This window comes from Sphingobacterium anhuiense, assembly GCF_042686355.1.
In the GTDB taxonomy this organism is placed as follows: domain Bacteria; phylum Bacteroidota; class Bacteroidia; order Sphingobacteriales; family Sphingobacteriaceae; genus Sphingobacterium; species Sphingobacterium anhuiense.
The window spans coordinates 163676-177141 of sequence record NZ_JBHUPE010000012.1; the positions used below are offsets into that span (position 1 = coordinate 163676).

Annotated in this window: 8 protein-coding genes; all 8 read left to right on the top strand. The window is 40.1% G+C overall.

All coding sequences use genetic code 11. The features are described 5' to 3' along the window. The first annotated feature begins 121 nt into the window (after nucleotides 1–121). Genes ACFS6I_RS21675 through ACFS6I_RS21710 form a run of 8 tightly spaced genes read left to right on the top strand, consistent with a single transcriptional unit; the run spans nucleotide 122 to nucleotide 12987 of the window. Entirely contained in the window at nucleotides 122–3409 is a 3288-nt protein-coding gene (locus ACFS6I_RS21675; protein ID WP_380923680.1) for a SusC/RagA family TonB-linked outer membrane protein, read from the top strand. 10 nt (nucleotides 3410–3419) lie between these two features. Next, complete coding sequence (locus ACFS6I_RS21680) at nucleotides 3420–4901, top strand: RagB/SusD family nutrient uptake outer membrane protein (RefSeq protein WP_380923682.1); 1482 nt, start codon at nucleotides 3420–3422, stop codon at nucleotides 4899–4901. Nucleotides 4902–4945: 44 nt separating this feature from the next. Next, a complete protein-coding gene (locus ACFS6I_RS21685; protein WP_380923684.1) occupies nucleotides 4946–7627 on the top strand; it encodes a c-type cytochrome in 2682 nt (893 codons plus the stop codon). Between the two features lie 2 nt (nucleotides 7628–7629). After that, a complete protein-coding gene (locus ACFS6I_RS21690; RefSeq protein WP_380923686.1) occupies nucleotides 7630–8694 on the top strand; it encodes an aldose 1-epimerase family protein in 1065 nt (354 codons plus the stop codon). 23 nt (nucleotides 8695–8717) lie between these two features. Then, nucleotides 8718–9929, top strand: a complete 1212-nt coding sequence (locus ACFS6I_RS21695) for a hypothetical protein (RefSeq protein ID WP_380923688.1) — start codon at nucleotides 8718–8720, stop codon at nucleotides 9927–9929. A 24-nt stretch (nucleotides 9930–9953) separates the two neighbouring features. Beyond that, nucleotides 9954–10991, top strand: a complete 1038-nt coding sequence (locus ACFS6I_RS21700) for a TIM barrel protein (RefSeq protein ID WP_380923690.1) — start codon at nucleotides 9954–9956, stop codon at nucleotides 10989–10991. A 20-nt stretch (nucleotides 10992–11011) separates the two neighbouring features. Then, the gene (locus ACFS6I_RS21705) at nucleotides 11012–12169 is read left to right on the top strand and encodes a Gfo/Idh/MocA family protein (RefSeq protein WP_380923692.1); all 1158 of its coding nucleotides are present in this window, start codon (nucleotides 11012–11014) and stop codon (nucleotides 12167–12169) included. Nucleotides 12170–12195: 26 nt separating this feature from the next. Then, nucleotides 12196–12987 (top strand): 3-keto-disaccharide hydrolase, encoded by a 792-nt coding sequence (locus ACFS6I_RS21710; RefSeq protein ID WP_380923694.1) that lies wholly within the window; start codon nucleotides 12196–12198, stop codon nucleotides 12985–12987. Nucleotides 12988–13466 lie beyond the last annotated feature (479 nt).

Below are 13466 nucleotides of genomic sequence, written 5' to 3' on the forward strand. Positions count from 1 at the left end.
ACGAGCTTGAATAAAAAACCGATAGTGTTCTAGCACCATCGGTATGCATTTAAGGCCTTATTTTAAATTAATAGAGAGCGTCTAAACTCTTAATCTTAAAACCATCAAACCTTGCAAAGTTATGCAATATGATCAATTTAACAAAAAAATAACTGAGAATTTTACAGTCCAAAATTTATGTAGAACACAGACTGAAAAATTTTCAAATCCGCTACTAGGACGTTCTAGTCTTTTGAAAGCATCATTATTATTGTCTGGAATATTTTATATTCAACTGTCTCAGATTCAAGCTTCAGTGGTGAGTTCTTCGGCTCCTGTCTTTGATTTGGAGGAAAATCATGGAATGCTTTTTAATAGTAATTCAGCTAGAATTACCCGTAGCAATATCCAAGAGCAAATTACTGTTAGCGGTATCGTACGTGATGCAAAGGGACTTCCTATCTCGGGTGTTACTATACAGGTCAAAGGTACAGATGTTGCCACATCTACTGCTGAGGACGGGCGCTATGTCATAACTTTAAAGAAAGGCCAAAGTTTGTCTTTTCGGAATATAGGTTATTCTAGCCAAGAAATTGTGATTACAAAAGCAGGTGAGCAGCACGTTACACTAATCAGTATGTCACAAGACATCGATGAAGTTGTGGTGGTGGGATATGGTAGTCAACAGAAAAAGGATGTTACTGGATCTATCGCATCGGTATCGATGAATAATGTTCGGGGGCAAGCTATTGCTAGTCCTGATCAAGCCTTAACGGGCCAGATTTCAGGTGTTCAGGTAAGTACCTCCAATGGAACACCAGGAGGTGGTCCCAGGATTCGTATACGTGGAATTGGTGCTATCGGAGCAGGAGGATCGCCATTATATGTTATTGATGGATTTCCGGTTCCGTCTTCTTCAAGCGAACGCTCAAATCCTTTGACGGCAATAAACCCCAGTGATATCGAATCTATGACTGTATTAAAAGATGCATCTGCAACAGCGATTTATGGATCGAGAGGTTCTAATGGTGTTATCTTGATCAATACGAAAAAGGGTACAGTTGGAAAATTGAAGATCAATGTTGCGGCGAGTTCAGGTATTCAGGAAGTACCAAAAAAAGGTCGTCCCAATATGATGAATGCTATGGAATTTGCTCAGTTTCGTAAAGAGGCAATCGAAGATAAAATCCGATATGAGGAAGGTAGAGAGCCTACATTAAATGATATTCCAGAGGAATATCGTAATCCTGAAGCTTTAGGGGCTGGTGTAGATTGGTATGATGCAGTGACCCGAATTGCGCCAATGTCTGATATTAATGTGAGTTTTAGTGGTGGAAATGAACAGGTGCGCTCTTTTGTTTCCGCAGGTTATCTGAATCAATCTGGGGTGATGTTGAATACTGGTTTTGAAAGGTTTTCTGTCCGAGGCAATGTGGATGCCAATATCTCTAATAAATTAAAATTGGGGATGAATATTGCACCTACACTATCTTATCTCAAAGGAGGTGTTAGTGGGCAGGGTAGGGATGAGTTTTTCGAAATTTCCACCCCCGTTTCTACGATCTATAATGCAGATGGTACTTATAATCCATATATCGTTTCGCCGGGTACTTTTGGAAACCCAAATCCGGTTATGTTCTTGAATGAACGTGTCGATAAAAGTAGTAAAATGAAGGTGTTGATGAGTGCCTATGCGGAGTATAGCATTCTTCCTAAACTAAAATTTAAGACAACTTTTAACGTTGATTATCAGGATGAAAGTGGTGAATACTTTCGACCTTCAACTCTAGCAAACCAAAATGCTCCAGGACCGTCGATTCCCAGTGGAAATTATACACGTGGTCAATATATCAATTGGGCAAATGAGAATACATTAACCTATGATTACAGTTCGGATAATGGTCATGCAATAAGTGCGCTGGCGGGTTACTCCATTCAGTCCCAAAAAGATAAGTCGGCAGGGTTCAATGGGTCGCAATTCCCGGATGATGATATTCAGACCTTAAATGCAGCGGCTAGGATCACAGGTGGTACGGGCATTGAAGATTGGGCATTAATCTCTTACTTGGCCCGTGTAAATTACACTTTTAAAGATAGATACATCCTGACCGCATCTTTCCGTTCGGATGGTTCTTCGAGATTTGGTAAAGATAATCGATGGGGGTCGTTTCCGTCTGTTGCACTAGGCTGGCGGCTGTCAGAAGAAAAATTCTTAAAAGATGCGACTTGGGTTGATGAATTGAAACTTAGAGCATCATACGGTAGAAGTGGTAATTTCAATATTTCTAATTATGCGCCATTAAGTAGTATTGGAACGGGTAATTATGTCTTTGGTGGTAGTTTGGCACCAGGTCGTATTATGAACAGCTTAGGTAATAGTTTCTTAGGTTGGGAAAAGATGAAAGAGTTAAATATAGGTTTAGATTTTGCGACTTTAAATAACCGTCTGACAATTGCAGCAAACTATTACAAGCGTAATACCTTAGACTTATTGTTAAATACGCCGATTCCCCAGTCCTCTGGTTTTTCTTCTGTAACAGAAAACCGAGGGGATGTTGAAAATACCGGCTTTGAATTTTCTGTTAGTTCCATCAATATTACCAATGATAACTTTAAATGGAATACTGATTTCAACATTTCCTTCAATAGGAATAAAGTGATTGCTTTAGGAAGAAGCACTGATCCGATTTTCTCTGGGGCAAGTTCGGAAGGAAACTTTACTAATGTTACCCGAATCGGACAGCCTGTTGGTATGATCATCGGCTATGTGGTTGATGGAATTTATCAAAATCAAGCTGACCTAGAGAAATATGCTTCATTTCCAGGGGCTATTCCAGGAAATCTACGGATGCGGGATGTGAATGGCGATGGAGAGATTACACCGAACGATGATTTTGACGTCATAGGCAATCCGTATCCTGATTTTACGTGGGGTATGACCAATACATTTTCTTATAAAAATTTCGACCTGCGTGTGCTGATGGTCGGATCAATGGGACAAGAGATGTTGCATGCCACGCGTTTTTACACGGATAATATTGATGGGGTTTTTAATGTACGTAAAGAGGTCGCAGATCGTTGGAGGTCTGAAGCAAATCCTGGTAGTGGATTAGTTCCGACGACAAATGGTACAGGTAGAGGACGTGTTATGTATCGCGATACGCATTCCTTGTTTATAGAGAAAACGGATTATGTATGGATCCGTAATATCAATTTCGGTTATACATTTCCTAAAAGTATAAAGGGAGTGATCAAGGACATTCGAGTCTATGGAAATATTCAAAATCCTTTCTTGATTACGGGGTATGATGGTAATCCAGAAGGGACCAACATTAATAGAGGTGATATTAGTCCATTGGTGCAAGGACTTGACTACTCTGCTTATCCAGTTCCAAGAATCTATACACTCGGATTAAATTTCAATTTTTAAGTCTACTGTTATGAACATAAAATATATTTTATTGAGTTTGGGACTACTTATCCTTTCCTCATGTAATCACCTATTAGATGTTAAACCATATACATTTTCCAGCGGTGATAATTATTATGAAAATGAAGGACAAGTCCTTCGCGCTGTGAACGGGGTCTATGGCCGCTTACAAGGTTTGTATACCAGTGATTTTTGGGCGATGACTGAAATGGTTGCTGATAATACCAACTATCAATATGATGAAACCGATAGAGGGGCGCAACAAAGGGAAGAGATCGATGAATTTTTGATAACCTCTTCAAATAATTATATCAATACTGTATGGGCAACATTATACAGTGTTATACAAGAGTCTAATGTTATCCTTAGCCGAATTGATCAGGTTTCTTTTGCCGACGAAGGTTTGAAAAAGCGATATATAGGTGAAGTGAAGTTTTTACAGGCTTTCACCTACTTTCATTTGGTACGCTTATTCGGAGAAATTCCATTACACACGAAGGAAGTTGCGAATCCAACGGATGCTTTTACCAAAGGTAAGGCATCGGTCGAAGAAGTATACGGTGTAATTATACAACATGCTAAGGATGCAGTTGCAAATCTACCAAATAGCTATGATAAGAATAATGCCGGACGGATTACTAAAGGGGCTGCTTTGACGCTGTTGGGTGAGGTATACTTAACAAGAAAGCAATTTGCTGAAGCAGCTTCTACTTTTCAGGAGGTTACGCAATTGGGCTATGCTTTATTGCCTGATTATGCCAACTGTTTCAACCCGAATAATAAAAATAATGAGGAGTCTGTCTTTGAAGTGCAATATGATCAATCTGTTGAAGGTGAGAATAGTAATTTTATTTATATGTTCGGACCCCGAAATGGCAAGTTGAAGTTAGTGGGGTATTCTGGAAATCTTGGTGGATCTAATATTCCAACGCCAAGTATATATAACCTATATGAAGCGGGGGATTTGCGGAAGGATAAATCAATAGCCTTGTTCGATGATCCTTCAAATGCGTCCTATCAAGAGGCAATCGCTTTTGGTGGAAAAATGCCCTTCATCAAGAAATTTTATCATGCACCTTATATTGAAGATGGACGGTCCAATGAGAATTGGCCAGTATACCGATATGGGTATGTCTTATTGATGTTGGCAGAGGCGCAAAATGAGTCTGGGGTTGGAAATCCTTATCTAAACTTAAACTTGGTACGTAAACGAGCAGGATTGGAACCTTTATCAGGTTTGACCAAGGAAGGTTTACGGGATGCTATTGCAAAGGAACAGCGTGTCGAGGTTGCTTTTGAGAGCCATAGATGGTACCAGTTGTTACGTATGGGAAAAGCGGAAGAAGTCTTAAATGCTCACGGAGTGGAAGAGAAAAAACGTCTTTCGCGCTTAAGTTCGGCTTCCTATAATGTGCAGCCCTTTAAGTTATTGTTTCCTATTCCACAGCGTGAAGTGCTAACCAATGGGATTTCACAAAACACGGGGTATTAATCCATGATCTAAATCAAAACAATATATCAGCTTAACAAATAACAATGAGAAAAATTAATAACATGCAGCTCGTGTTGTTTGCCATTTTCCTGCTCATTTTGGCGGGGGCATGTCGTGAACAAATTAAAGATGAAGGTACTAAGGATGAGAATCCGAAGACTAAGAAAATTGTTTTACCTGAGGGTTTTGCAGTAGATCATATCTATAGCCCGTCGGATAATAAACAGGGATCATGGGTCGCGATGACCTTTGATGATAAAGGGAGGATGATTACCTCGGATCAGTATGGAGCATTGTTCCGTATCGAATTGCCACCTATAGGTTCAGATAGTACGATGAAACCTAAGATTGAAAAGTTAGATTTTCCATTAGATAATCCGGCTGATACTAGTTCGACGAAAGTAGGAATTGGATTTGCTCAAGGTTTGTTATGGGCCCATAACAGTCTATATGTGGTGGTGAACCATAATCCGGATGAGCAGCTTTCGAAAGGTAGTGGTTTGTACCGTTTACAGGATACAAATCAGGATGATAAGCTGGATAAGATTACACAATTATTGGCCTTAAATGGTGAGGGTGAACATGGACCGCATAGTGTTGTGCTTGGACCTGATTCGGCGATATATTTAATTGCGGGTAATCATACTGATTTGCCCAAGATGGATGCCTATCGTTTACCCTCAAACTGGCATCACGATAATTTGTTACCTCATATCGTAGATCCACAGGGTCATGCCACCGATCGTAAAGAACCGGGGGGCTGGATTGCTAAAACTGATCCTGAAGGTAAACACTGGGAGATGATTAGTGGTGGGTATCGAAATCCGTTTGATATTACTTTTAATGATGATGGCGAAATGTTTACCTACGATTCGGATATGGAATGGGATTTTGGGATGCCTTGGTATCGCCCAACAAGGATCTGTCATGTAACAAGTGGTGCTGAGTACGGATGGAGGACTGGTAATGCCAAGTGGGATCCGAGTTACCCCGATAACCTACCTGGTACGCTGAATATCGGACAGGGCTCGCCAACGAATCTTCTCTATGCAAGCAAAGCGAAATTTCCGGATAAGTATAGAAATAGTCTTCTGGCATTTGACTGGAGCTTTGGTATTATCTATTCTGTTCAGTTAACACCAAAAGGAGCGACTTATGAGGCAAAAGCGGAAGAATTTATATCGGGATCTCCACTTGCATTGACATCTGGAGAGATTGGGCCTGATGGTGCTTTATACTTTTTGACAGGGGGGAGAAAGTTGGAGTCTGATCTTTATCGCGTGTATTATAAGGGACATGCTGATATTGAGCCTAAGAAAACGAAAAATGAAATTCCTAAGGGGATTGCCTTGCGTCGCGAGATTGAACAATTTCATAAACCATCTGCACCAGGCACTGCTGAGAAAGTGTGGAAATACCTTGGTGATCCAGATCGTTTTATTCGTTATGCAGCACGCATTGCAGTGGAGCATCAACCCGTGGATACATGGAAGCATCTTGTTTTTCAGGAAAAAAATGTACTCCGTCTCACCGAAGCGATGTTGGCTCTGGCCAGAAATGGAGATCAATCTTTACAAGCAGAAATGTTTAATAAGCTGGCAACTATTGACATTAGGAAGCTTCCGCAACAGATGCTTTTAAATCTCTTGCGTGTTTATGAGGTCAGTATAGCTCGAATGGGGACACCTGTTGAATCGCAACGTATTCTACTTTCGGAGCGATTAGCGGGTTTATATCCTTCGAAGATAAACCTTGTTAATCGTGAACTGGGAAAAGTATTGGTAGCTATTGGCGATGCGAGTGTTGTACCTAAGACTGTACCATTACTATACTCAGCAAAGGATGATTCGACCAATACCAGTTTTATGAGTTCTTCCAATCTTATTTTGCGTAATCCACAGTATGGTCTGGATATCGCTGACATGTTGGCCAATATTCCTCCTGCGCAACAGATATTTTTAGCAACGATGTTGAGTTCTGCACATACGGGTTGGACCCCAGAATTGCATGATGAATATTTCAAGTGGTTCTATAAAGGTTTTGGTTACAAAGGAGGCAATAGCTACATCGGATTTATTGATAAAGCCCGAAAAATTGCACTGAGTCATGTAAATAAGGATAAATTGGCCTATTACAGTAAGATTTCTGGTGATTCATTGGTTAATCAATCGGGTAATAGACTAGCCGAAAAAGTTCAGAATGCCAAAGGGCCAGGAAGAGATTGGAAGATCGATACAGCGCTCAAATATATTAATGGTCATACTGAGATACGTGATTTCAAACGAGGGGGTGAGCTTTTTGTTGCCTTGCGCTGTGCTTCTTGCCATACTATGAAAGGTTCGGGTGGTTCGGTTGGACCTGATCTTACTCAACTGGGAACACGTTTCTCTCCTAAAGATATGTTGGAAGCGATGATTGAACCTAGCAAAGTGATTTCTGATCAATATGAATCTAAAGTTTTTCATCTGAAAGATGGAACTAAGCAAATGGGACGACTGATGGGTGAAAGTGAAAAGAGTTATACCATTTCGCAAAATCCTTATGCACCGCAGTTAACGAAGGAAATTGCAAAAAAAGATGTTCAGGACATCAAAGTCTCCGAAGTATCCATTATGCCTCCAGGGACTTTAAATGTCTTGAATCCTGAGGAACTACGGGATCTAATGGCATACCTCATGTCGGGAGGAAATGAGAATAATGACGTTTATAAAAAGAAAAATAAATAAAAGTGGATTTTTCAAAGAAAGATTGGTTGGAAAAAGTGTCGCACGTGGCACAGGTCGGTGGTATCGAGACTTCGGTTTTGGATAATGGAAGGGGACGTGGTACCCGTATTGCCTGGATAAATACAGGTACGGGATTGCGTTTTAAAGTTGTTATAGATCGAGCTATGGATATTGCGGATGCTTATTTCAACCAATTTAATTTGAGCTGGATCAGTAAGTTGGGGGTAACTGCACCGCAACCTTTTTCGGATAAGGGAGCAGATTGGTTACGCACTTTTGGTGGTGGATTGTTGGTTACTTGTGGACTTACTCATGTTGGTGGTCCTGAAGCGGATGTTTTTGGAAGTCGAGGACTACATGATCAGATTAGTAATATTCCCGCAGAAATTATTCATATAAAACAACCGGATTTGTTAAATGGAGATCTTGAAATATCGATCACTGGGAGGATACTACAGGGACATCCTCTTGGACATTATATTGAGTTGATTCGGACAATCCGATGTTACCTCGGGGATCCTACAATACATATTGAAGATGTGGTCCAAAATGTTGGTAATATGGATGCACCACACCTGTTGCTCTACCACTTTAACTTTGGTTGGCCTCTTGTGGATGCGGGTACTGAATTACTTTGGAATGGAAAATGGCTGCCACGGGAATCAGGTGAATCCAATAAAATATTTAAAGCAGGCTATGATTTTAAAACCTGTCAAGAACCACGTGAAGATCATCGGGGAGCAGGAGAAGAAGCGGTGTTTATATCTCCTAAAAGCGATCAGAAAGGAAATAGCCATTGTGGGCTGTTTAATGAAAAGCTGGGTTTTGCGGTTGCGCTAACTTTTAAGAAAGAACAGCTTCCTTGGTTGACCAATTGGCAACACTGGGGCCCTGGGGAATATGTGACTGGATTAGAACCGGGTACAAATCCACCGTTGGGGCAAAAGATGATGCGTGAACGTAAAGAACTGATTTTTCTTAAACCTCAGGAAAAAAAAGTATACCAGCTTTCTTTGAGCATATTAGATACACTTGAAGAAATTCAGGTCTTTAAAGATAACATGTAGATTATAAACATAAATACGATGGAATGGAAAATATAGAAAAAGCTTTTGAACAAGGTAAAGGGATTTTTAGATTGGCGCCAAACTGGGTGCCTAGGTCATTTTGTGTACCTGGAAGAAGGATAAAACTTCATCCAGACGATTATTATGTATTGGGTGGTGAACGTGGCGGTATCGATGAGCGGTGGCTGTCTTCTACTACTCCTGCGAAAAATGGTCCTTTGACGGGTGAATTTGAAGGTCTTAGTTTCGTGGTGTATGAACATGATGGTGAGATTAAACAACTTTTGTTGTCGGATTGCGTTTCTTATCTCAAAGAAAGATTGATTGGAAATCGTATCTGGTCTGATTACCAAAGCTGGCCTATGTATTCCAAATTCTTTGATAACATGGGGCCACTACCTCACCATATTCACCATAACGATGAGAAAGCGGCTTTGATTGGGCAAGCGGGCAAACCTGAAGCGTACTATTTTCCTCCACAGCTAAATAACCATGGAGGCGATTTTCCTTATACTTTTATGGGTATAGCGCCCGGAACCTCAAAAGCACAGATCAAAGAATGCCTGGAAAATTTCAGTAAAGGAGATAATAAGATCACAAATTACTCGCAAGCCTACCGTTTAGAACCGGGAACCGGCTGGGATGTCCCTCCTGGATTATTGCATGCTCCAGGTAGTATGTGTACATATGAACCACAAAAAGCTTCCGATGTTTTTGCGATGTATCAATCCTTGGTCAATGAGGCGATCATTCCTGAAGAATTGTTATGGAAGGGAGTGCCTGATGATAAACATGGTGATTATAATGCATTAATGGATATTATTGATTGGGATTTGAATGTGGATCCTAATATGATGCAGAACCGATTTATGTACCCTAAACCGGTCAAGGCAATTGCTGAGATGGAGCAATCTGGTTATAGTGAGAAATGGATATGCTATAAATCGACAGCATTTAGCGCAAAAGAATTGACCGTTTTTCCTGGTCAAACTGTTACGATCACTGATGGTGCGGCTTATGGATTGATTATGATGCAGGGTTACGGAAAGTTAAATGATTGGACTTTAGAAACACCGGCTCTGATCCGCTATGGGCAGTTGACCTACGACGAATATTTTGTTTCAGAATCGGCTGCGATGAAAGGTGTCATCATTAAAAATGATTCGAAAACAGATCCGATCGTCATGTTGAAACATTTTGGACCTGATAATCCGGATTTGATAATGAAGTCTTAATTACTAAAGATAAAAAACGTACAGATGAGCAAGAACAATTTTCCAAAATTGCACAATGCGACCTGGCCAGGTATTGTAGGCAAGGGCGATCATGAACCTATTATTTCTTTGGATGAGCTTTTAGAAAAAACAGCTCATGCTAATGTTGATGGTGTCAAATTTGACGGTATTGATTTAGGTCTTTTCAGTGCACATGTTAAACTAGATCCTACAGATGAAAATGTAAATTGGTTAGTAGATAAAGTGGGGCGTTATGATTTAGAAATCGGTACTTTAGTGGCACCCATCTGGTCGCCAGATGGTGGTTCTGCAATGGGTACTCAAGCAGATCGAGATCGCTTTGTAGCTGTTGTGCAAAAGGCAAGTGAGTTTGGTTATAAACTAAGAAAACAAGGTATTCGAACTAATAACGTGATCCGGATCGACTCGGCTACAAGCGTAGGTGAATGGGCTAAAAATCCTCTTGAAAATACCAAAATAATTGCGGAAACATTTAGACGTGCATGTGACGTAGCAGCTACGTATGGAGAACGACTTGCTGCGGAAGGGGAAATCTGCTGGGGTGGCATGCAAAGTTGGAGAACGATGCTGGAAATGCTGGAGATGGTGGATAGGGATAATATGGGGTTTCAGGCAGATATGTCTCATACTTTTTTATATCTACTGGGGTATAATGAACCTAAGGACCGGATTCTTAAAACTGATTTTCAATGGGAAGATAGAGCCGAGCTGGAACGTGGTCTTCAATTCTTGACAGATAAGCTTCGTCCATGGACGATAGATTTTCATGTTGCTCAGAATGATGGAACCGTATTTGGCTCGGGTTCGCATGATAAAACGGGAAGACATTGTTTGCCGACTGATCCGAATGGTAAGCTAGATATTGTAAAGGATGCTGGATATTGGTTGCGCGATGAGAATGGTAACCCAAACAAAGTTTTCGACCACATTTGTTGGGATGGCTGTATGTTTCCAAATGAAGTGATGCATAAACAAGAGACCTGGAATTCAATTCTGGAAACCATGATTAAAGTGCGAAATGCACATGGATGGTCGGTGTAAAAGGTTATAGACTAATTGTTATGAAGAAAAAAGAACTTAGAATAGGATTGATCGGTTGTGGATTTATGGGAAGAACTCATTCCAATGGGTACAAGCGGGTTGGTGATTTCTTTCCTGATTTAGCATACAAACCTATTTTGAAAGCGGTTTGTTCTAGAAGTGAGGATAAGGTTATCGCTTTTGCTGAGCAATGGGGTTATGAATCTTATGAAACGGATTGGAAAAAATTAATCAGTCGTGATGATATTGATGCGGTTGATATTTGTACTCCGAATAATATGCACATGGAAATAGCTGTAGCTGCGGCAGCGGCAGGAAAAATGGTTTTATGTGAAAAACCTTTGTCTAGAAATCTTGAGGAAGGGGCGCAGATGGTCAAGGCTGTGGAAACAAGTCAAGTTAAGAATACGGTATGGTACAATTACCGCAGGCTGCCAGCTGTTACTCTAGCTAAACAGCTAGTGGAAAGTGGAAAGTTGGGTAAGATTTTTCATTATCGGACGAACTTTTTGCAGGACTGGACTATAAATGAAAATTTACCACAGGGAGGCCGAGCTTTTTGGCGTATGGATGCCGAAGCTGCAGGTTCTGGTGTGACAGGAGATCTTTTAGCGCACTGTATTGATTTGGCCATGTGGCTTAATGGTGGTATTAAAGATGTTTCTGCAATGACAGAAATTTTTGTGAAGCAACGTCTACGTGAGGAGACTGGGAAAATGGAAGATGTCAAAATTGATGACGCTTGTATATTTCACTGTCATTTTGATAATGGTTCCTTGGGATTATTTGAATCTACCCGCTATGCTCGAGGACATAAGGCGCTCTTTACATTTGAAATTAATGGTGAGAAAGGCTCATTACGTTGGGATCTGCATGATCTTAATAAATTGGAATATTTTAATAATGCGGATGAGTCAATCGTTAAAGGTTGGCGCTCGATTCATGTGACAGACGGTGATCAACCTTATATGGATAAATGGTGGGTGCCTGGTTTATCCATCGGTTATGAGCATTCTTTTGTGCATCAAGTAGCAGATTTTCTTAAAAGCATTGCGACTGGTGAAGAATGTCATCCTACTTTTCGAGATGCTTATGAAACACAGAAGGTTTGTGAGGCAGTTTTGTTGTCTGCTAAAAATAAATGTTGGGCGGATACGGATGTCGACTGGAACAATTAATTTAAAATAAACTATAGCTTATAACGATGAATAAGATGATAAAATATGGTTATCTGACTGTTACAGCTTCTTTCTTGATGCTGGCCTGCAATGCCGGAAATACGAAACATGATCAGGGGCAGCATACCGTTCTTGATAGTTCAGTACAAGAAGGGTTTGTCGCAATGCTTGATTCTAATACATTGAAAGGATGGGAGGGAGACAGTAGCTATTGGCGTATGGAGAGTGGTATATTGATTGGTGAAATTAAAGCTGATGCAGAACCTTTAAAGAATAATACTTTTTTAATCTGGAAAGGTGGTGAACCGGGGGATTTTGTACTAAAATCCCAATTCCGAATTTCTGCTGATGGCAATAGTGGTATCAATTATCGTAGTGAACGTTTTACGGAATTACCCTATGCACTGAAGGGGTATCAGGCTGATATTGATGGTCAACATCATTATACAGGTCAGAATTATGAGGAACGTAATCGTACTACGCTAGCTTATCGTGGACAGCAAACAGAGATACCGAATCCAACTGCAGGTGAATCTGGCGCTTCGAAAGGAAATGCCTGGAGTACCCTGATCGTGCGAGATACTTTGGCGACTGCTAAAGAATTGGCGGATGCGGTTAAAGTGGGCGATTGGAATGAAATTGAAATTGTTGCAAAGGGCAATAAGTTATCCCATTATATCAATGGAAAATTGATTTCTGAAGTTGTGGATAATGATGAGTTGCATCGGAAGCAAAAAGGGTTGATCGGTGTACAGGTTCATGTGGGACCACCGATGAAAATCGAATATAAGGATATGAAAATTAAAATGTTGGACTAAATTATCATAATCATTTTAAATAATTTTTTTAAAAAATGATTATATGGTCATTATGATCTGTGTTATATGCCGCATATTTAAATAGATTTTATGCATAACAATCTTTTGGTTAATTTACCTTAATTGCCAATGGATTTGAAATTAGGTTTAAGAACAAAAAGCGCAACTTCACGTTGTGCTTTTTGTTTATTTGTGTTTCTCATTTTTTAGGTTCTTCTCATAGGCCATTGAAATAGGACTAGCTCTCTTTATCTCTTAATACGAAGTGTTTTTGTCGAATTTTAGTTCAGTTATAAAAAGTTGGAAAGACCTTATAAATTTTACTAGTTTTGTTTCGTAAATTCTGAATCTCGTTTACTTTCTCCATTCAAATGAAGAGATCATACCCGGAAAGTATTTCATTAGTTTAGTAGATGTTCTATTTGAATGAATTCGGATAATGAAGTTCTCTTGTAATGGGGGAGTATTTCATATCTATT